This window comes from Microbacterium sp. M1A1_1b (assembly GCF_053345565.1).
This window is the reverse complement of the sequence record NZ_JBKFAJ010000004.1, coordinates 123,844-143,577: the sequence shown is the minus strand read 5'-3', so window position 1 is coordinate 143,577 and position 19,734 is coordinate 123,844. Positions and strand designations below refer to the sequence as shown.

General features: G+C 72.2%; 23 protein-coding genes. 16 read left to right on the top strand and 7 right to left on the bottom strand.

Annotated elements, in window-relative coordinates:
• The first annotated feature begins 73 nt into the window (after positions 1–73).
• Together ACLBWP_RS11195 and ACLBWP_RS11190 are read left to right on the top strand one after the other, a co-directional pair.
• On the top strand, positions 74–358 hold the full coding sequence (locus ACLBWP_RS11195) for a hypothetical protein (protein ID WP_447655247.1): 285 nt from the start codon (positions 74–76) through the stop codon (positions 356–358).
• The gene (locus tag ACLBWP_RS11190) at positions 355–2,058 is read left to right on the top strand and encodes a cation:proton antiporter (protein ID WP_447655246.1); all 1,704 of its coding nucleotides are present in this window, start codon (positions 355–357) and stop codon (positions 2,056–2,058) included. The genes ACLBWP_RS11195 and ACLBWP_RS11190 overlap by 4 nt, the downstream gene beginning before the upstream one ends.
• Before the next feature lie 61 nt (positions 2,059–2,119).
• On the opposite strand, the gene ACLBWP_RS11185 is transcribed toward ACLBWP_RS11190, so the two are convergent.
• A complete protein-coding gene (locus ACLBWP_RS11185) occupies positions 2,120–2,614 on the bottom strand; it encodes a hypothetical protein (protein WP_447655245.1) in 495 nt (164 codons plus the stop codon).
• Between the two features lie 82 nt (positions 2,615–2,696).
• On the opposite strand from ACLBWP_RS11185, the gene ACLBWP_RS11180 reads away from it, so the two are divergent.
• From ACLBWP_RS11180 to ACLBWP_RS11165, 4 genes are all read left to right on the top strand, one after another.
• Complete coding sequence (locus ACLBWP_RS11180) at positions 2,697–3,356, top strand: TMEM175 family protein (protein WP_447655244.1); 660 nt, start codon at positions 2,697–2,699, stop codon at positions 3,354–3,356.
• Positions 3,357–3,409: 53 nt separating this feature from the next.
• Positions 3,410–4,375, top strand: a complete 966-nt coding sequence (locus ACLBWP_RS11175) for a M23 family metallopeptidase (protein ID WP_447655243.1) — start codon at positions 3,410–3,412, stop codon at positions 4,373–4,375.
• A 124-nt stretch (positions 4,376–4,499) separates the two neighbouring features.
• The gene (locus ACLBWP_RS11170; protein ID WP_447655242.1) at positions 4,500–5,762 is read left to right on the top strand and encodes a hemolysin family protein; all 1,263 of its coding nucleotides are present in this window, start codon (positions 4,500–4,502) and stop codon (positions 5,760–5,762) included.
• 108 nt (positions 5,763–5,870) lie between these two features.
• On the top strand, positions 5,871–6,752 hold the full coding sequence (locus ACLBWP_RS11165; RefSeq protein ID WP_243563662.1) for a helix-turn-helix transcriptional regulator: 882 nt from the start codon (positions 5,871–5,873) through the stop codon (positions 6,750–6,752).
• A 17-nt stretch (positions 6,753–6,769) separates the two neighbouring features.
• On the opposite strand, the gene ACLBWP_RS11160 is transcribed toward ACLBWP_RS11165, so the two are convergent.
• A complete protein-coding gene (locus ACLBWP_RS11160) occupies positions 6,770–7,021 on the bottom strand; it encodes a hypothetical protein (protein ID WP_243563661.1) in 252 nt (83 codons plus the stop codon).
• Between the two features lie 49 nt (positions 7,022–7,070).
• Between ACLBWP_RS11160 and ACLBWP_RS11155 the strand changes: the two genes are divergently transcribed.
• Positions 7,071–7,751 carry an SAM-dependent methyltransferase gene (locus ACLBWP_RS11155; RefSeq protein WP_447655241.1) on the top strand — a complete coding sequence of 227 codons (681 nt, stop codon included), beginning with the start codon at positions 7,071–7,073 and terminating at the stop codon, positions 7,749–7,751.
• A gap of 162 nt (positions 7,752–7,913) precedes the next feature.
• Positions 7,914–8,396: an FBP domain-containing protein gene (locus ACLBWP_RS11150; RefSeq protein WP_243563659.1), complete on the top strand. Its 483-nt coding sequence runs from the start codon at positions 7,914–7,916 to the stop codon at positions 8,394–8,396.
• A gap of 72 nt (positions 8,397–8,468) precedes the next feature.
• Here ACLBWP_RS11150 and ACLBWP_RS11145 read toward each other — a convergent pair whose 3' ends face one another.
• On the bottom strand, positions 8,469–9,455 hold the full coding sequence (locus ACLBWP_RS11145; protein ID WP_447655240.1) for an aldo/keto reductase: 987 nt from the start codon (positions 9,453–9,455) through the stop codon (positions 8,469–8,471).
• A gap of 129 nt (positions 9,456–9,584) precedes the next feature.
• Here ACLBWP_RS11145 and ACLBWP_RS11140 point away from each other — a divergent pair, with 129 nt between their 5' ends.
• Together ACLBWP_RS11140 and ACLBWP_RS11135 are read left to right on the top strand one after the other, a co-directional pair.
• A complete protein-coding gene (locus tag ACLBWP_RS11140) occupies positions 9,585–10,112 on the top strand; it encodes an acyl-CoA thioesterase (protein ID WP_447655239.1) in 528 nt (175 codons plus the stop codon).
• A 9-nt stretch (positions 10,113–10,121) separates the two neighbouring features.
• A complete protein-coding gene (locus ACLBWP_RS11135; protein WP_447655238.1) occupies positions 10,122–11,672 on the top strand; it encodes an FAD-binding oxidoreductase in 1,551 nt (516 codons plus the stop codon).
• Positions 11,673–11,811: 139 nt separating this feature from the next.
• Here ACLBWP_RS11135 and ACLBWP_RS11130 read toward each other — a convergent pair whose 3' ends face one another.
• On the bottom strand, positions 11,812–12,186 hold the full coding sequence (locus ACLBWP_RS11130) for a hypothetical protein (protein WP_243563654.1): 375 nt from the start codon (positions 12,184–12,186) through the stop codon (positions 11,812–11,814).
• Positions 12,187–12,279: 93 nt separating this feature from the next.
• Here ACLBWP_RS11130 and ACLBWP_RS11125 point away from each other — a divergent pair, with 93 nt between their 5' ends.
• Together ACLBWP_RS11125 and ACLBWP_RS11120 are read left to right on the top strand one after the other, a co-directional pair.
• A complete protein-coding gene (locus tag ACLBWP_RS11125; protein ID WP_447655237.1) occupies positions 12,280–12,864 on the top strand; it encodes a YdeI/OmpD-associated family protein in 585 nt (194 codons plus the stop codon).
• 74 nt (positions 12,865–12,938) lie between these two features.
• Positions 12,939–13,817 (top strand): aldo/keto reductase, encoded by an 879-nt coding sequence (locus tag ACLBWP_RS11120; protein WP_447655236.1) that lies wholly within the window; start codon positions 12,939–12,941, stop codon positions 13,815–13,817.
• A 6-nt stretch (positions 13,818–13,823) separates the two neighbouring features.
• Here the strand turns inward: ACLBWP_RS11120 and ACLBWP_RS11115 are convergent, their stop codons facing one another.
• Together ACLBWP_RS11115 and ACLBWP_RS11110 are read right to left on the bottom strand one after the other, a co-directional pair.
• The gene (locus ACLBWP_RS11115) at positions 13,824–14,915 is read right to left on the bottom strand and encodes a hypothetical protein (RefSeq protein ID WP_447655235.1); all 1,092 of its coding nucleotides are present in this window, start codon (positions 14,913–14,915) and stop codon (positions 13,824–13,826) included.
• 73 nt (positions 14,916–14,988) lie between these two features.
• Positions 14,989–15,201 (bottom strand): hypothetical protein, encoded by a 213-nt coding sequence (locus ACLBWP_RS11110; protein ID WP_447655234.1) that lies wholly within the window; start codon positions 15,199–15,201, stop codon positions 14,989–14,991.
• A 78-nt stretch (positions 15,202–15,279) separates the two neighbouring features.
• On the opposite strand from ACLBWP_RS11110, the gene ACLBWP_RS11105 reads away from it, so the two are divergent.
• Both ACLBWP_RS11105 and ACLBWP_RS11100 read left to right on the top strand, forming a co-directional pair.
• Positions 15,280–16,266, top strand: a complete 987-nt coding sequence (locus ACLBWP_RS11105) for an aldo/keto reductase (RefSeq protein ID WP_447655233.1) — start codon at positions 15,280–15,282, stop codon at positions 16,264–16,266.
• A 156-nt stretch (positions 16,267–16,422) separates the two neighbouring features.
• The gene (locus ACLBWP_RS11100; RefSeq protein ID WP_447655232.1) at positions 16,423–17,244 is read left to right on the top strand and encodes an SGNH/GDSL hydrolase family protein; all 822 of its coding nucleotides are present in this window, start codon (positions 16,423–16,425) and stop codon (positions 17,242–17,244) included.
• Positions 17,245–17,314: 70 nt separating this feature from the next.
• On the opposite strand, the gene ACLBWP_RS11095 is transcribed toward ACLBWP_RS11100, so the two are convergent.
• Positions 17,315–17,800 carry a DUF4126 family protein gene (locus tag ACLBWP_RS11095; protein ID WP_447655231.1) on the bottom strand — a complete coding sequence of 162 codons (486 nt, stop codon included), beginning with the start codon at positions 17,798–17,800 and terminating at the stop codon, positions 17,315–17,317.
• A gap of 295 nt (positions 17,801–18,095) precedes the next feature.
• Between ACLBWP_RS11095 and ACLBWP_RS11090 the strand changes: the two genes are divergently transcribed.
• Together ACLBWP_RS11090 and ACLBWP_RS11085 are read left to right on the top strand one after the other, a co-directional pair.
• Positions 18,096–18,650, top strand: coding sequence for a hypothetical protein (locus ACLBWP_RS11090; RefSeq protein WP_447655230.1), 555 nt, complete (start codon positions 18,096–18,098; stop codon positions 18,648–18,650).
• A 25-nt stretch (positions 18,651–18,675) separates the two neighbouring features.
• Positions 18,676–19,467, top strand: a complete 792-nt coding sequence (locus tag ACLBWP_RS11085) for an SDR family NAD(P)-dependent oxidoreductase (RefSeq protein ID WP_447655229.1) — start codon at positions 18,676–18,678, stop codon at positions 19,465–19,467.
• Positions 19,468–19,734: the final 267 nt, after the last annotated feature.

Here is a 19,734-nt window from a genome sequence, read left to right as displayed (position 1 = left end):
GCCATCGCCCAGCGGATGCATCGGCGGCGCATGGGCCGCCGTCGTGTGATGGACGGGTCGCGAGGAGCACACCATGACTGCAACACGACGTCGCCCCGAGGACTTCGGGTGGACCGCCGAGGACCTCCGTTCCGCCTGGGCCGCCGACGGCACCGGGCCGTTCCGGTACGCCCCGGACGGCTCCGGCCCGTTCTCGTACGACCCCGACGGCAGCGGGCCGTGGCTGGTCGGGACCCCACGGATGCGGCGGATCGGGTCCGTCGCCGTCCGCGGCGCGCTGGCCGTCGCAGCGGTCGCGGTCGTCGCGGGGAGCGTCGCCCTCATCGACACGCCCATCGGTGCCACGCTGGGGGTGTGACAGAACTCCTGCTCGTCGGGCTGGTCGGCCTGCTCGTGATCGCGGGCGCCGCCGTGCTCGGACCGCGGATCGGCGTCGCCGCGCCGCTCGTGCTCGTCGTCGTGGGCATCGTCGCCAGCCTGGTGCCGTGGATCCCCGACGTCGAGATCGACCCGGAGTGGATCCTGGCAGGGGTGCTCCCGCCGCTGCTGTACGCGTCGGCGGTGTCGATGCCGACCATGAACTTCCGGCGGGAGTTCGGGGCGATCAGCGGTCTGTCGGTCGTGCTGGTCGTGGCGAGCTCGGTCGTGCTCGGCCTGTTCTTCGCGTGGGCGGTCCCGGACCTCGGTCTGGCGTGGGGCATCGCCCTCGGCGCGATCGTCAGCCCCACCGACGCCGTGGCGACCTCGATCGTCAAGCAGACCTCGGTGTCCCGACGGGTGATCGCGATCCTGGACGGCGAGTCCCTGCTCAACGACGCGACCGCACTGGTGCTGCTGCGCACGGCCATCGCCGCCGGGGCCGCGTCCTTCTCGTTCTGGGGTGCGGTCGGCAACTTCGCGTACGCCGTGGCCGTGGCGGTGGCGATCGGTCTGGTCGTCGGGTGGCTGAACCTGCGCGTCCGTGCTGCCGTCTCGAACGCCACGGTCAACACGGCGCTGTCGTTCGCGGTGCCCTTCGCGGCGTCGATCCCCGCCGAGTCCCTGCACGCGTCGGGCCTGGTCGCAGCCGTCGTCGCTGGTCTGGTCACCGGCATCCGCGCACCACGTGTCCTGCCGCCGACCCACCGGCTGTCGGACGCGCAGAACTGGGGGACCGTGGCGTTCGTGCTCGAGGGCGCGGTCTTCCTGGTGATGGGACTGGAGCTCGCATCGATCGTCGCCGACGTCCAGCACGACCACGCCGGCATCGTCCCCGCGTTGCTGATCGCCGCCGGTGCGCTCGTCCTGACCGTCCTCGTGCGCGCCGCCTACGTCGTGCCGCTGCTGTTCGGACTGTCGCGGCGCGCCCGGCGCCAGGCCGGTCTGCAGGACCGGCTCGAGGAGTACCGGGCCGCGGACCCCGACGCCGCGAGCGCCGCGCTGCAGGAGCACCGGTTCGGCCGGCGTGCGCCGAGCGAGCGCGACCTGGAACGTTTCGGCACCCGCGTCCGGCAGACCCTGGCGGACATCCGGTACTTCGCCGCGGCCCCACTGGGGTGGCGCGAGGGCACGGCCGTTGTCTGGGCGGGGATGCGCGGCGCCGTCACGGTCGCCGCCGCACAGACGCTGCCCGACAGCACGCCACAGAAGTCCCTGCTCGTCTTCGTCGCGTTCGCCGTCGCCGGCCTGTCACTCCTGCTGCAGGGCGGCACGATCGGCCCGCTGCTGCGTCGCGTCAGCCCACCGACCAGCGACCAGGCGGCGCAGGACACCGAGGAGCGACGCCGGCTGATGGGGGTGATGCGAGCGGCCGCCGAGCAGGTGACCGCGGCGAGCGCCGATGCCGCGACCACGACGCCCCGCACCCGCGAGGAACTCGAGGCGACCGACCCGGCCGAGCTGCGGGCCTGGTTCGGTCGCGAGAAGGTCCGTCGACTGCAGGTGCTCGACGCGCAGCGGTCGGCGCTGCTCGACGCCCGCGACGACGGCTCGTTCGACGCCGAGGTGCTGGAGTCCGTGCTCGGCAACCTCGACGCGGAGCAGATCGCCCTGGAACTGCGCGGAGGACCGACCGGCTGACCCGGCAACCGGAGCGCGCTGACCCGGCCACCGGAGCGGTCGGACCGTCTGACCGGCCGAGTCAGTGCCCGATGGTGATCCGGAACACCCGCACGCCGGCGGCCTGCAGCGCGGCGAGCCCCAGACGCAACCGCAGGGTCCGGAACGGACGCCGGAACCCGGACGGTGCGGACGCGGCGCCGATCTGGTGCAGGACCTCGGACGTCAGGGTCCGCTCGAGCTTCGGGACCAGTCGGGTCGCGCCCGAGACCGTGATGACGATGCGGACGGCGTGGGGTGCGAGCAGCGGGTCGATCAGGTCGGCCGCCTCGTGCGCACGGTGGAACGCCGGATCGTCGCCCGGTCGCCGGATCGCGATGACGGCGAGCTCGGCGTTGCCGGTCTCGGACGGGTCGGACAGGTCGTCGACACCGATCACGCGCATGTGTGCGGCGTCGATGCCGGCACGGACCGCGGCCACACGGAGCACCGGCAGGAGCTCCTGCGTGCCCGCCAGGACGACCTCGGCGTGCTGCAGGTCGATGGGTTCGTGGCGTTCCCGGGGCGTTCGGGCCATGGGGGGTCCTTCCGCTCGCTTGCCCACGACACTACTGATCGACGGCTGACCGGGCCGGGCCGGCTCGCTCTAGGCTGACGACATGGCGAGGACGTTGCGGACGGACCGGGGACTCGACCGGCTGGTGAACTTCTCGGACGCCACGGTCGCGATCGCGATCACCCTGCTGCTCCTGCCGCTGGTGGACGTCGCGGTGGACATCGACCGGATGTCGCTGGGGGACCTGCTCAACGAGAACGTCGGCCGGCTCATCGCGTTCTTCGTCAGCTTCATCGTGATCTCGCGGCTGTGGATGTCGCACCACGGTCTGTTCGAGGCGACGCGCACGTACTCGACGCGGGTGCTGCAGCTGAACTTCGTGTGGCTGGCCAGCATCGCGTTCCTGCCGTTCTCGTCCAACCTGATCGCGCAGACCGCGCACGACCGTGGCGTGAACGCGCTGTACATCGGCACGATCGCGATGGCGAGCCTGAGCATGACGGCCATGCAGTGGACCATCTGGCGCGACCCGGACCTGGTGCGCTCGGACGGCCGGCCGATGCTGCACCCGGTCGACGGCACCGTGACGTTCATCGCGCTCGTCGTCGCACTCGTCGGGGCCGTCATCGTGCCGTCGGCCGGTCCGTTCTGGCTGTTCCTGCTGATCCCCGCGGGATGGGTGTCGTCGGCGCTGGAACGCCGGTTCCACGCGGCTGACGGCTGGCGCGCGACCCCGCCGGAAGCCGATCCGGACGACGCCTGACCCGGACCGGGGGCTGTACAACCGGACAGCTTCGTGCAGAATGGTCTGCGGCCATGACGATTCCCAGCGACGCAGACCAGCAGCACGCCCCTCCGACCGTGCACCTGTCGCGTCGTGCTGCCCTGGAGGCCGAGCGCGCAGCAGCCAAGCGGACGAAGCGCGTCGCCACCACGACGACGAAGACGACGGCGACCAAGACGACGGCGACGGCGACGAAGACGGCGAGGACGACGAAGACGGCGAAGCCCACGCCCGCGCGCACCGCTCCGACGACCCGATTCACCCGGACCCCGCGCCGCAAGGTGGTCGCCACCACGACCGCCACGACCACCACGGCCCGCCGCCGCACCAGTCGCCTCACGCTGACCAGCGCCGCGGCCGCCGTCGCGATGTTCGCCGCGTCCGCCATGCCCGCCCACGCCAGCGTCGGCACGTCGAGCGCCACGTCGACGCTCGCGCCGATCGTCCGCACGCAGGACTTCGCCGTCACCCAGGCCGTGGCCACCGCGACCACCTCGCGGGACGGCTTCACGATCGGCGGCGGCAACCAGGTCGTCACCACCGACCCGGCCGCCGCGGTGGTCTACGGCGGCCAGGTCCGCTCCCCGTTCCCCGCCCCGGTGCGCATGAGTTCGGGCTTCGGCTACCGCTCGGCACCGTGCGCCGCGTGCTCGTCCCAGCACCAGGGCCTCGACTTCAACCCCGGCATGGGCGCGCCGATCGGGGCCGTCGCAGCCGGCACCGTCCGGGTCTCGGGCACGTACTTCTCGTACGGCAGCGCGGTGATCATCGACCACGTGATCGACGGCCGCAAGGTCTCGACGCTGTACGGGCACATGATCCCCGGGTCCTCGCCCGTCACGGTCGGACAGCAGGTCGAAGCCGGTGAGTTCATCGGCAGCGTCGGCTCGTCCGGGGTGTCCACCGGAGCGCACCTGCACCTCGAGGTCCTGATGGACGGCACGCTGCCGGTCGACCCGCGGGCGTGGATCGAGTCCCACACGGGGCGGGCGCTCTAGCCAGGACCGGGCAGCTGCGACCGGGGCCCAGACCCGGCCGTGACCGCCGGTTCACCAACGAACACCGGCCGGTTCCCCAGCGATCACCGGCCGGTTCACCAGGAAACCTGTGCAGGATCACAGTGTGGACACCTGGATCGCCTTCGGACTCGTCGTCGTCTTCGTGCTGGTCGGCGGGGTGTTCGCCGCTGCCGAGATCGCCCTGGTGTCCCTGCGGGAGTCGCAGCTGCAGCAGCTCGAGCACCGCGGCAGCCGCGGAGCCCGGGTCGCCGCCCTCGGCCGTGACCCGAACCGCTTCCTGTCCGCCGTCCAGATCGGCGTGACCGTCGCCGGGTTCTTCTCGGCGGCCTACGGCGCGTCCTCGATCGCCCCGGACATCGCACCGCTGTTCACCGGGCTCGGGCTCGAGCAGGGTGCCGCCGAGACGGTCGCCCTGGTCGCCATGACCCTCGTCATCGCCTACCTGTCACTCGTGTTCGGCGAGCTGGTGCCCAAACGCCTGGCCCTGCAGCGCGCAGAGGGGTTCTCGATGGCGGTCGCCCCCACGCTCGACCGGTTCGCGATCCTGATGCGCCCGGCGATCTGGGTGCTGTCGAAGAGCACGGACGCCGTGGTGCGGCTGCTCGGTGGCGACCCGGACGCCCGCAGCGAGTCGATGAGCACCGAAGAGCTCCGTGGGTTGGTGTCGGACCACGACGCGATCGACGAGCAGGGGCGCCGCATCGCCCGCAGCGCCCTCGACGCCCAGGGCCGGATCCTCCGCGAGTCGATGCGCCCCTGGTACGACGTCGCGACCCTCGACGGTGGGCAGCGCATCGACGCCGCCACCGACGTCGCGCTCGACCTCGGCCACACCCGCTACGTCGTCACCGACGGCTCCCGCGACGACGTCACCGGCTTCGTGCACCTGCGCGACCTCCTGCGCCCGGCCGACCCGGCCGCCGCGATCAGCACGATCACCCGGCCGATCGTCGCCTTCCCCGAGACCAAGTCGCTGTCGAGCACCATCGCCGAGATGCGCACCACCGGCGCCCAGATCGCCCTGGTCGTCGACGAGTACGGCGGCAGCGCGGGCATGGTCACGCTCGAGGCCCTGCTCGAGGACCTGGTCGGTCCGATCCGCGACGAGTACGACGCCCCCGTCCGCGAGACGGGCGACGTCGACGGGGCGACGGTGCTCGAGGACCTGGTCGCCGACGGCGGTCCCGCCCTGCCCGACGGCGACTACGAGACGGTCGGCGGCCTGGTGCAGGTCCACCTGGACCGGGTCCCGCAGGTCGGGGACGTCGTCGAGGTCGGCGACCACCGCCTCGAGGTCACCCGCATGGACGGTCACCGCGTGGCCCGCGTCGCGATCGCGACCGCAGCCGAACGCGTCACCAGCTGACGCACCGGACGGGAGGCCGGTGGCGGCGCCGCCACGGGCCTCCCGTCCGGCAGACGGGTCACGCTGGTGCCTGTCGGCGGCCAGGGCGACGCACGTACGCTGGTCGGCATGGGCATCGACGTACGCAACGAGATCCGCGACTTCCTGTCATCCAGGCGAGCGCGGATCACCCCCGACCAGGCCGGCATGCCGTCCTTCGGCGGCGGGGTCCGGCGCGTGCCGGGCCTGCGACGACACGAGGTCGCGATGCTCGCCGGCGTCAGCGTCGACTACTACACGCGGCTCGAACGCGGCTCGCTGAAGGGCGTCTCGGACAGCGTGCTCGAGGGCCTGGCCGGAGCGCTCCAGCTCGACGAGGACGAGCGCACCCACCTGTGGGACCTGGCGCGGCTGGCCAACTCGGGCGTGAAGATGATGCACAAGACCATGCCGACCCGGATCCGACCCGGCGTGCAACGCCTGCTCGACGCGATCACGGGCGCGCCGGCGTGGGTGCGGAACGAGCGCGGTGACGTCCTGGCGGCGAACGAGCTCGGCCGTGCGCTCTACGCGCCGATGTTCGCCGGTCCTGGTCGTCCGGTGAACTCCGCGCGCTTCACGTTCCTCGACCCGGCGGCGCGCACGTTCTTCGTCGACTGGGCCCGGACGGCGCAGGACTCGGTGGCGATCCTGCGAGCAGCGGCGGTCACGAACCCGTGCGAACCCGGGCTCGTGACGCTCGTCGGCGAGCTCTCCACCCGCAGCGAAGAGTTCCGCACCTGGTGGGCCGAGCACGACGTCCGCCTGCACCGCACGGGCAAGAAGCGCATCGACCACCCGGTGGTCGGGGTGCTCGAGCTCGACTACGAGGCGCTCGACCTGGTTGCCGACCCCGGCCTGACGATGTTCACGTACAGCGCCGAGCCGGGTTCGGACTCCGAACGGTCGATCGCGCTGCTGGGCAGCTGGGCCGCGACCGAGCGTGCCGAGCAGGTCGCTGCCGACGCCTGAACCGACCGCGCGCGGGATCAGACCGGCGTGTTGCCGTCGCCGTGGTCGGTGTCGCCGTCGTGCGTGCCGCCGTCGTGCGTGTCGTCGAAGTCCTGCAGGAACGCCTGCCGCTCGAGCTGCGCGATGCGCAGGACCCGTTCCCGCGCCGACAGCCGCAGGACCCGGATCGCGGCGAACGCCAGGACGATGAGCGCCACCGCCAACACGGCGAGCGCGAGCACGAAGAGTGCGTAGAAGACGACGACGATGCTGAATCCCCCGCTGATCATGCCCCCGACAGTAGCGGTCCGCGCGAGCACGCCACCGTAGGCTGAGCGCGTGAGCACTCCTGCTGACGTCACCCTCCGCCGCCCCGAGCCCGCGTTCGTCCGTGCGGTCTCCAGGGCGATCGGCCAGGTCAGCACCCTGCTGGTCGTGGGTGACCCCGGGTACGCGCCGACCGGACCCGACGCGACGGTCATCGACGGCCCGAGCCAACTGGACGAGTTCGCCGACGACTCGGTCGACGCCGCGCTCGTCGCGTTCGCGCTGCCGGACTGGCCCGACGCAGGATCAGGACTGGCCGAGGTCCGCCGGGTGACGCGCGGACCGGTGGTCGTCCTGACGCGGGATCCCGACCGCATCGCCGCACACTGGCTGGCCGAGTACGCACCCGAGGTGACCGCTGCCGACGCCGCACGCCAGCCCGCGGTCGACGGGCAGTGTGCCGCACTCGGCGACGACGTCACGACCGAACGGCTGCCGGTGCCCTACACGAGCGTCGCCGGGTTCGCCGAGGCGTACTACGGCCGCCCGGAACGCCTGCTCGACGCGGGGACCAGGGCCGCCGACCCCGCCTGGGGCCTGGTCGACGAGCTCACCGCACGACGCTCGGTCGCCGCACTGCGCAGCGCACTCGAGACCGGCGCCTGGGACGACCGGCACGGCCCGCTGCGGGTCCAGCCGGCGTACGACGGCTCGGTCGTGCTCTTGACAAGCCGTCCTAGGCTGGAGCCGTGAAGCACCGTTCCGAGGAGGTCGTCGGCGTCCACGCCGGCATCAGGGCCTGACGCCCCTGGCTGTGTCGCCCGACACGGCCGGACTCGTCGACCCCTCTTCCGAACGCCCGTCCGGCGCGGCGCCCGTGTGCGCCCCGGACGACACCACAGAACGGCTCACACCATGCTGCCCCTCAGCGAAAAGACCATCCGCGCGTCCTTCGTCAACGCATCGCGCAAGGAGACGAGCGACATCACGATGCCGACCGACCTGGAGACCGTCGTCTGGGACGACCTGGACTTCCTCGGCTGGCGCGACCCGAAGATCGGACGACGTGCCTACGCCGTGGTTCCCACCCTCGAGGGCGACCTGATCGGGATCCTGTTCCGCCAGGCCGAGGCCTCGCCGCGATCGCGCGCGCAGTGCTCGTGGTGCCAGGACGTCAAGCTGCCGAACGACGTCGTGTTCTACAGCGCCAAGCGCTCGGGACCGGCCGGCCGGAACGGCAACACGATCGGCACCCTGGTCTGCCAGGACTTCCAGTGCTCGCACAACGTGCGGAAGCTGCCGCCGCCCGCCTACGAGGGCTACGACGTGCACGCCGCACGCCTGCGGCGCATCGAGGACCTGCAGGTGCGCGCGGCGGGCTTCGCGACCGAGGTCTAGTCACACCGGATGACGGACGGGAGGCCCGGTGCCAGCTGGCACCGGGCCTCCCGTCCGTGTGGTCGGTTGCGTCTACCGGCCGATGGTGGACATGTCGGGGTAGCGGTCACCGGTCGGGGCGGGCAGCGCCGACAGGCGCGCGACCTGGTCGGCGGTGAGGGTCAGCTCGGTCGCGCCGACGTTCTCCTCGAGGCGGCTGACGCGCTTGGTGCCGGGGATCGGGACGACGTCGTCACCCTGCGCCAGCAGCCACGCGAGCGCGACCTGGGCCGGGGTGCCGCCCACCTCGTCGGCGACCTGCTTGACCTCGTCGACGATGCGCATGTTGGTCGCGAAGGCCTCCTGCTGGAACCGGGGGTTGTCCAGGCGGAAGTCGCCGGAGTCCAGGTCCGAGGGCTTGGTGATCGCCCCGGTCAGGAACCCGCGGCCCAGCGGCGAGTACGGCACCAGGCCGATGCCGAGTTCGCGCAGGGTGTCGAGCACGTCGCCCTCGGGGTCGCGGGTCCAGAGCGAGTACTCGCTCTGCAGCGCGGTGATCGGGTGGACGGCGTGCGCCTTGCGGATCGTCGCGGGGCCGGCCTCGGACAGGCCGATGTGGCGGATCTTGCCCTCTTGCACGAAGCCGGCGAGCTGGCCGATGACGTCCTCGATCGGCACGTTCGGGTCGACGCGGTGCTGGTAGTACAGGTCGATGTGGTCCGTGCCGAGGCGGCGGAGCGAGCCTTCGAGGGCCTCGCGCACGGACTCGGGGGCGGAGCTGATGCCGCGCTGCGAGGCCGGCTCGGCCTCACCGGGCTGGTGGGTGATCAGGCCGAACTTCGTCGCGATCACGACGTCGTCGCGGCGGTCGGCAAGTGCCCGCCGCAGGAGTTCCTCGTTCGTGTAGGGGCCGTACGCCTCGGCGGTGTCGAAGAGCGTGACGCCCAGGTCGATCGCACGGTGGATGGTGCGCACCGACTCGTCGTCGTCCGTCCCCGCGCCCGTGTAGAAGGCGCTCATCCCCATCGTCCCGAGTCCGAGGGCACCGACGTCCAGGTCACTGAGCTTGCGTGTCTGCATGACTCCGGTCTACTCCGGGGTGAGCGGTTGGAGGGAGGCACCGGCCGTACCCGTCAGGTTCGGCGTGGTTTGGTGCGGATCCTCCAAGGCTCTGGAGCCGACTGCCGTCGCTCTGGTCTGATCGGGAGCGTGAACCTGTTCTTCCGTCTGCTGCTCCTGCGCCTGCGCACCCGGCGAGCGCGCCCGCTGTCGCTGTGGGGTGAGGCCCGGACGCCGTTCCGCGTGACGCTGACCGACCTGGACCCCCTGCGGCACGTCAACAACGGCAAGTACCTGTCGATGCTCGACCTGGGGCGGATGGACCTGATGCTGCGGTCCGGATTCTGGCAGTCGCTGACGGATCGCGGCTGGTACCCCGTCGTCGGAGCGCAGACCATCACGTACAAGCGGTCGCTGACGCTCGGGCAGCGGTTCGAGCTCGTCACCCGGGTGCTCGGCGTCGACGAACGCGCTGCGTACATGGAGCAGACGTTCCTGCGCCGCGGCGCCGTGGTGGCCCGGGCCGTGGTGCAGGCACGCTTCCTGCGGACGAGCGGTGGGACGGTGCCGGCGGCCGAGCTGCTGGACGCCCTCGGCGGCGCTCCCGACGACCGGGAACTGCCCGCGTGGGTGCACGACTGGGCCGGAGCCGTCCGGATCAGCTCGACCGGGGCGTAGACAGGTTCCGTGAACGAACCATCGAGCAGCACCACCCGCCGCAGCCTGCTGGTCGGTGGTGTCGGCGTCGGGCTGGCGGGCGTGCTCGCCGCGTGCAGCGGCCCGTCTCCGTCCCCGACCGGATCGCCGTCGTCATCGGTGTCGCCGTCCGGTCCGACGGGAACGGCGTCTCCGTCGACCGGCCCCGGACCGACGAGCTGGGACGCACTCGCCACGACGGTCGCGGGCACGCTGCTGCGGTCCGGGTCGACGGACTGGGACAGCGCCCGGGTACTCGAGAACCCGCGGTACGACGACGCCGAACCGCAGGGGATCCTGCGCGTGGCGAACACCCACGACGTCGCGGCCGGCCTGGCGTTCGCCCGGAACACGAACACTCCCGTGGCCCTGCGCGCCGGCGGGCACTCGTACACGGGGTGGTCGGCCGGCGGAGCGCCGGGGACGGACGTCCCGCGGTCGCTCGTGATCAGCACGTCCGAGCTGAACGGCATCCAGGTGTCGGGGGACTCGGTGACGATCGGCCCGGGCGCACGGTTGGCCGACGTCTACGCCACGCTGGCGAAGGCCGGGCGGGCCATCGGATCGGGCTCGTGTCCGACGGTCGGGATCGGCGGCCTGACCCTCGGCGGCGGCGTCGGCGTGCTCGTGCGCTCGTTCGGCCTGACCGCGGACCAGCTCACCGGCGTCACGATCGTGACGGCGGACGGCGCCGTGCACCAGGCCTCGTCGACGAACGACCCGGACCTGTTCTGGGCCAGCCGGGGCGGCGGCGGGGGGACGGTCGGCGTCGTGACGTCGATGACCTTCACGACGCAACCCGCGCCCGACGTCCTGCTCTTCACCATCGTCTTCCCGTGGTCGGCCGCACGGGCGGTCGTGCGCGCTTGGCAGGACTGGGCACCGAAGGCGGACCCGAAGCTCTGGTCGACGCTGAAGCTGTTGGCCGGGTCACGGCACGACACGCCGACCGTCACCATCACCGGCACGTGGACCGGCGAGAAGTCAGGGGCTGACACCTCCGTCGATGGTTTCATCGCGGCGGTCGGCGTGACGCCGACGACCCACACGGCGACGGAATTGACCTACGGCCAGGCGATGGCGCAGCTGGCAGGGAAGCCGCAACGGGTGTCCGAGGCAGCGACCTCGTCGATCGGCACCGCGGCGCTGACCGACGCGCAGATCGACGTGCTCGTGCAGCACGCAGCGGCGGCCGGCGACGTCTCCGGCATGCGGGAGGGCGGCGTCGCACTCGACGCGCTGGGTGGCGTGGTGGCGGACGTGGGGCGGACCGACACCCCGTTCCCGTGGCGTTCGGCGCTGTGCACGGTGCAGTACACGGCGGTGTTCGCCGACGGCAGCGACACGGGGCCCTTCGACGCGTACGTCCGGGGCTTCCGGTCGGCGATGCAGCCCGCGTGGGGCGACGCCGCGTACGCGAACTACTGCGACGCGGCGATCACCGACCCGACGGCGTACTTCGACGTCAACACCTCGCGCCTGCACCGCATCGCCGAACAGGCCGACCCGCACGGTGTGTTCGCCCAGCCGCACTGGGTCTGAGGCCGGCGGCCCGGGCGGCCGGCGCCGTTCGCGGCCGGGGCGGCCGGGCGGCGGGCCTCCGGCGCGGTTCGCACAACGGAGAGCACGGAGCACCACGGCGATCCGTGGTGCTCCGTGCTCCGTGTCGTGCGGGCGTCGATCAGCCGCGGCGGAAGTACCCGTTCGACGACGGCAGGAACATCAGCACCGTCGCGATGACGACCGCGATCAGGCCGATCGTGCCCAGGACGCTGAACGCACTGACGACACCGAGCACCTGCAGGATCGCCAGGACCAGCAGCACGATGCGGGCCCAGTTCCGACCGTCGCGCATGCGGAAGACGATGAACAGCTCGACGATGGCGATGATGATCGCGATGACCGCACCCGCGACGAGTGCGCCACCCATGCCGTTGGTCTGGTCACCGAGCGAGAAGAACCCGACGATGCCGCTGATGATCCCGACCAGGACCGTGATCAGCCAGAGGACGTACGAGACGGTGACCGTGGTCGGCCGACCGGAAGATGCGCTCATGATGTGTGTTCCCTTCGTGGCCCCTGTGGACCGGATGTACACGACCGTAGTCGTGCCACATCATGCGTGTCCGTGCCGCCCTACGATGTGCGCATGGTGGCAGCGGAGCTGGTCGTCGACGATGCGGTCGCGTGGCGTGACTGGCTGCTCGCGCACGACGCCGACCCCGACGGCGTGTGGCTCGTGCTCGCGAAGAAGGGCACCACCGAGCCGACGACGCTGACCTACGCCCAAGCGCTCGACGAAGCCCTGTGCTCCGGCTGGATCGACGGGCAGAAGCGCTCCCGCGACGCACAGACCTTCCTGCAGATGTTCACCCCGCGGCGCAAGGCCTCGCTGTGGTCCGAGCGGAACATCGGCCTGGTCGCACGACTGGTCACCGAGGGCCGGATGCGTGACCGGGGACAGGCCGAGATCGACCGTGCCAAGGCCGACGGACGCTGGGACCGGGCCTATGCCGGAGCCGCGACGGCCACCGTGCCCGACGACCTGCAGGTGGCGCTCGATGCCGACCCGGCAGCGGCAGCGCTCTTCGTGGAGCTCGACCGGACGAACCGGTACGCCGTGCTGCACCGGGTGACGACGGCGCCCAGCCCGACGGCACGGGCGAACCGCATCGCGAAGCTGGTCGGCATGCTCGGTCGCGGCGAGACCCCGTACCCGCGCCCGACACGCTGACCCGGACCCACACGCACGGCACCGGGGGACGTCGGGTGCAGGCAGCGTCCGCCCGGTCGGCGTAGACCGGAGTCATGACCAACTCCGACACCACGACCCGTCCCGCAGACGCCTCCGGCACGTTCCGGATCGGCGGCGACCTCGAGGTGAACCGCCTCGGCTACGGCACCATGCAGCTCACCGGCCCCGGGGTGTGGGGACCGCCGAAGGACCACGACGAAGCCGTCCGCGTGCTCAAGCGTGCCGTCGAGCTGGGCGTGAACTTCTTCGACACCGCCGACAGCTACGGCCCCTACGTCGCCGAGGAACTGCTGCACGAGGCCCTGCACCCGTACGGCGACGACGTCGTCATCGCCACGAAGGCCGGACTGACCCGCACGGGCCCGAACAAGTGGCCGCCGGTCGGCCGCCCCGAGTACCTGCGTCAGGAGGCCGAGATGAGCCTGCGCCGTCTCGGACTCGAGCGCATCGACCTGTTCCAGCTGCACCGCATCGACCCCAAGGTCCCGATGGAGGACCAGGTCGGCGAGCTGAAGAAGCTGCAGGACGAGGGCAAGATCCGGCACATCGGTCTGTCCGAGGTGTCCGTCGACGAGGTCAAGGCCGCGCAGCAGATCGCCACGATCGTCTCCGTGCAGAACCTGTACAACCTGCAGAAGCGCGACGCCGAGGAGCTCCTCGACTGGTCGACCGAGCAGGGCATCGGCTTCATCCCGTGGTTCCCGCTCGCCACGGGTGGGCTGACGGGTGACCGTTCACCGCTGACCGACCTGGCCCAGCGCAAGGGTGCCACCCCGGCGCAGCTCGCACTCGCCTGGCTGCTCAAGCGCTCGCCGGTGATGCTCCCGATCCCGGGCACGTCGAGCGTCGCCCACCTCGAGGACAACCTGGCCGGTGCGACGATCGAGCTGACGGACGACGAGTTCGAGGAGCTCTCCGGCCTGCGCCGCTGACACCCCTCACACGCAGAACGACTCGGCGGTGACCTGCACTCCGGTGCGGTCACCGCCGATCTGCATGCGCTGCACGGCGGCATCGGTGTCGATCGGCCACCGCGTGTCCGTCCCCATCGCCCGGTCTGCCGCGGTGTAGCCCGCGTGTTCCCATCCGCGCAAGACCCGGGTCGCGACGTCCTGCGGCCGAGCGGTCGGCAGCGTCAGCGTGTCGGTCCACCGGCCACCGCCGGACGGACACGCGACCTGCCGCAGGGCGACCAGTGGAGCGGGAGCAGCCGCGGGCGTCGGTGACGACAGGTCGTCGAGCGGACCGGCCCAGCGCACCGTGTCCTGGAGCATCGCCCGCGTTCCGGCCTGCACCGCCGCGGCGTCGAGCGTCGTCGTGTCGACCGGGTGCGGCCCGGACGCGGCGGGCCAGTCCGCCCAGGGGTCCGGCGTCGATGCGGGTGTCTGCCGTGGTGGTGCGGTGTCCGGCACCAGGGACAGGTCCGGCCCACCGCTGCCGGACGACACCACCGCGACCGCGAGCGCGCAGCCGACGATCGCCGAGACGACGCGGAGGACCGGGGCGTCCAGTCCCAGTCCGCGGCGGTCCGCACGCACCCACGCGACGACCGCCAGCGACAGCCCGAGCGCCGCCGGCAGCACCGGGACCGGCCACGGCGGCAACCCAGTGCCGGACACCCACCACGCCGCGGGGGCGGCGCAGGCCGCTGCCAGGGCGAGGGACGAGGCGGTGAGGAGCCGGGCCTCCAGGACGGTGAACGGTCGGATCGACCGGCGGCGACTGTCGGTGACCAACCCGTGGACGGCGCAGACCGCGGCGTTCACGGTGACGCCGACGAACCCGAGCCTGAAACCCAGGAACTGGCCACCGTCGTAGCGGCCCCACTCGTTGTCGGCCGGTGTCGGGTACTGGGACCAGTGGATCTCGGCGGAGCCGACGAGCAGCCCACCGACCGCCGCCAGGAACACCAGCCACGTCCACCACGGCGCCCGGGACACGCGGATCGCCGACGCGACGAACAGCACGGCCACGGGGAGCAGCAGGCTCAGGGCCAGGCCGGCCATGCCGTCGAAGCGCTGTGGGTCCATGCCGCGACGCTAGGGCGAGCACACCGGGCGAGCAGTCCGGAGGGTGCCGGCTGTGTCCGACGACACAGGCGCGTCAGCGCCGCCGGAACAGGTCCGCGATCGCCCACGGGCCCGGTGCGAGCCGGACGGCCGCCTCGGCGCGGACGCGGTCCTCGCGCTCGCGGTCACGGGTCAGCTCGGCGATCTCCGTCGTGGCCGTCCACCACATCGTGACCCGGCCGAGCAGCCCCCGCGGCAGCGTGCGGGCGTGTGTCGGGGTGGGGACGGTGGCGGTGTCGTCGTGCATGCCCACCACGGTACGAGTGCCGTGCTCGACTGGGGATGCTCTGTCGGTACACGGCTCGGCACCGCTACCGTCGAAGCCATGCAGCGACGCACCCTGGCCAGCACCGGCCGCGAAGTCTCCGTCATCGGTCTCGGCACCTGGCAGTTCGGCGGTGACTGGGGTCCCGTCTCGGAGCAGGACGCCTTCGCCGTGATGGACGCCTCGGCCGAGGCCGGCGTGACCCTGTTCGACACCGCCGACGTGTACGGCGACGGGGTCAGCGAGCAGCTGATCGGCCGCTGGCTGCAGGCGAACCCCGACTCCGGTGTGACCGTCCCGACGAAGATGGGCCGTCGCGCCGACCAGGTGCCGTCGAACTACTCCGCGGCGAACTTCCGGACGTGGGTCGATCGCTCGCGCGCGAACCTGCAGCAAGACACCCTCGACCTGGTGCAGCTGCACTGCCCGCCCACCGCCGTGTTCGACGACGACGCGGTCTACGACGCGCTCGACGCGCTGGTCGCCGACCGCTCGATCGCTGCGTACGGCGTCAGCGTGGAGACCACCGACCAGGCGCTCCAGGCGATCCAGCACCCGGGCGTTGCGAGTGTCCAGATCATCCTCAACGCGTTCCGGCTCAAGCCGCTCGACGCCGTGCTGCCCGCGGCGAAGCAGGCCGGGGTCGCCGTCCTGGCGCGCGTCCCGCTGGCATCGGGGCTGCTGTCGGGCAAGTACACGACCGACACCGAGTTCGCCCCGCAGGACCACCGCACCTACAACCGCAACGGCGAGGCCTTCGACCAGGGCGAGACGTTCAGCGGCGTCCCGTTCGAGGACGGCGTCCGTGCCGCGCAGGAGTTCGCGGCCGCACTGCCCGACGGTGTCTCGGTGCCGCAGGCCGCGCTCGCGTGGATCGTGGCACAGGACGGCGTCACCGCGGCGATCCCCGGCGCGCGGAACGCCGAGCAGGCCCGGTCGAACGCCGCAGCGGGGTCGCTCGACCTGGACACGGTGCCCGGCCTCGACAGCACGGTGCACGACCTGTACGACCGCTGGTTCCGCGCGACGGTGCACGAGCGCTGGTGATCCTGCGCGCTGAGACCGTTTCGTGACGTCGTTCCCAGCAACGGCTCTCAGGGGTCTCAGGCAGCGGGGTGCGTTCCCGACGATCGCACGGCCTGACGGCCCTGGCGCGGCCCTACGGTGATCCGAGCAGTTGCAGGATCGTTCGGGAGGGCCGCCATGCGTCCGCGTCACATCGTCACCGTCGCGTCACTGGTCGCGGCCCTCGTCGCGGTCCCCACGGTCGTCGCGCTCGCGTCGCACCCGACGGTCGCCACCACGGCGACCGCCCAGGCCGCCCGCATCGCCGCCGCGCAGATCCGCGAGCTCCAGCACACCCCGCACCAGGTCCTGACCGGCGTCGTCGGCGCGGACGTCGGCGGCGCGGTGACCTTCGCGTACGCCGGCGACTCGATCACGGCGCGACCGGGATCGTGGCTGCGTGACCTGGCAGCCGACACGACCGACACCGGCGTGCACGCGCTCGGCGGCTACGCGCACAGCGGGTACCGCACGGACCAGGTGCTCGCGCGCATGCCCGCCGTGCCGGGGGCCGACGTGCTCGTCGTCGAGCTCGGCACGAACGACGTCAACCAGGGGGTCCCGACCACCCGGATCCTGCGCAACATCGACACCCTCGTGGCGCACCAGAGCGCGCCGCACGTGCTGCTGATCGCCGCACCGCCGTCGAACCACACGTCCAGCCTGTGGGGCGTCGACCGTCGCACCGAGAACCGGGTGCTCGACCGTGCGCTGGCGGCGGACGCGCAGCAGCACGGCTGGTCGTACGCCGACCCCTTCGCTGCCGACCGGGCGTCCGACGACGGCTGGCTGCCGGGCACCTCGGCCGACGGCATCCACCCGACGACAGCAGCGAACGTGGCCATCGCCGGCGAGTTCGCCACGGCCATCCGCGCCGCTGCGGGACGCGGCACGACCGGCAACGACACGGGGACCGCTGGCGACACGTCCGTCAGCGAGACCGCGGTCACCACGAACTGACGCTGCCGACCCGGTCTCCGGGCCGACGGCGTCGGGCGTTCAGCGGTTCAGCGGTTCAGCGGTTAGCTGTTCAGCGGGACGTCAGCACCTTCTGCGTGCCGGCGATCACCGCGGCGTCCTCGGCGAGCGCCACGAGCGGGTCGTGCAGGCCCGTCGCACCGCCGACGGCCTTGCGTGCCGCGAAGCCGACGTAGCTGCCGATGACGGCCCCGACCGCGCCGAGCACGGCACCCTCGACACGGCGGTCGCGCCGGCCCGTGGTGCCGATCGCGAGTCCGACGAATGCTCCGGAGACGGCACGACCGAGCAAGCCCGTCGCCGCGGTGCGGTTCGGTGTCATCGGGAGCTTGTCGCCGATGAGCTCACCGACCGCGCCGGCGACCAGCAGTCCGCGGCCGAGGGGCGTGCGGAACACCGGCCAGTTCTGCCACGACCCGGACAGCTCGCGGCGGTCGCGGTTCAGCGCCAGCAGCGCGAGCGGGGTCGCGCTCCGGCCGCCGGTCAGGATCCCGAGCAGCAGGGCCTTCGTCCCGGTGTGCTTCGTGTACTTCGCCATGGTGTCTCCTCACACGTCGTGCCCGACGCTACCCACCGTGCCTGTCCACCCGTCAGGCCAGGCCGCGCACCACCCCGCCGACCTCGCACCAGGCGCAAGAGCACCGTGCGAGGTTCACCGCCCGTGCGACCTTGGCCGCCCGGTGCGGGCGTACATCCGCGCACCACCCCGCCGACCTCGCACCGGCCGCCAACCTCGCACCGTGCGGCACCCGCCAACCTCGCACCGTGCGGCACCCACGAACCCCGCACCGTGCGGGTGTAGAACTGGGGTCTCGACCGGACAGGACCCCGACGTGATCGACGAGCAACAGCAGCAGCCGGACCGGCTCTGGCACGTGGGCGTGATCGACGAGGCCGGACGGCTCCGTCTGCTCGGTGCCGCGATCGCCGGTGCCGCGTTCACCGTCGTGCTCGTGATGCTCGTGCTGTCCTCGTGGACCACCGCGACGACCGGCGTGCTGGTGTCGGTCGGCATCCCCTCGGCGGTCCTCGGCGCGGCGATCGGTGTCGGTCTGACCCTGCGGTCGTGGCGTCTCGAGGGCGGCTACGAACGCGCGACGATCGCACAGCGCTGGGTCTCCGACGGCGAGGTCCCGCCCGAAGTGCCACCGACCGAGTGGGTGCCGCTGCTGCAGGCCCAGGCCGAACGGCAGCTCGGCGGCTGGGGCAAGATCGTCCTGAGTGTCTTCTGGCTCGCGATGACGTGGTCGATGCGCGCCCAACACGGCGACCTGATCACCGGGCTGCTGATGGGGCTGTGGGTCGGCCTGGGGCTGTGGAGCGCGATCGTCGTGATCCCCCGCGCCCGTGCGGCTGCGGCGATGCTCAGGCGGCCGTTCCCCGCCTGACCGGACCACCGTGTAGGCAGGGTGCATGACACCCCCGAAGCACCCCTTCCGTTCCCGTCGCGCCCTGGTCACCGGAGCCAGCGGCGGCATCGGCGAGGCCCTGGCGCTCGGACTCGCCCGCGCCGGCAGCGACGTGGTCCTGGTCGCCCGGTCTGCCGACCGACTCGAGGCCCTCGCTGCCCGCATCCGGCGTGACCACCGCGTGCGTGCCGAGGTGCTCGTGGCGGACCTGGCGACCGACGCCGGCGTCGACGACGTCATCGACGCGATGCAGGGCACGCGCGTGGACATCCTGGTCGCGAACGCCGGTGTCGGTGCGCACGGGCCGTTCGTCGACACGACGGACGAGCGCATCCGGACGCAGCTCGCACTCAACTGCACCGCGCTGACCCGTCTGGTGCACGCGTTCCTGCCCGCCATGCTCGAGCGGCGCATCGGTGGCGTGATGACCATCGCGTCGACGGCATCGTTCCAGCCGACGCCGGGCATGGGTGTCTACGGCGCGACGAAGGCGTTCGTGCTCTCGCTGACCGAGGCGCTCTGGCAGGAGACACGGGGTTCCGGCGTCCGGGTGCTGGCACTGTGCCCCGGTCCGACCGACACCGGGTTCTTCGACGCGGCCGGTGGCGGCAACGTCATGCAGAGCGGCCGGCAGAGCGCCGAGCAGGTCGCCGCCGTCGGCCTGCGGGCCTTCGGTCGTGCCGGTGGACCGACGGTCGTGTCCGGTGTCGGCAACGCCGTCATCGCGAACGCGCACCGCTTCGTGCCGCGTGGGCTGATGGCGCGGATGTCCGCCATGGTGACGGCCGAGCACTGAACCCGGCCACCGCCGGACAGGAGGCCCGGTGCGGGCCCGCCACGCGCCTCCTGTCCGCGGATCAACGCCGTCGAAGGCCGGGTCGACGGCGTCCCATCGGCGTGGCGATCCCCGAGTGCGCATAGCGGCCAGCGGCCCGAACCCCGCCGTCGGCCCGCCTGCATCCGCCCGTTTCCGGGCCTGATGCCCGGTGGTCCGGCCGACAGTGTTGGGTCCTCGAGCTTGCGGGAGCGCTCCATCCGGAGGTGCCTCACTGGATTCGTACGC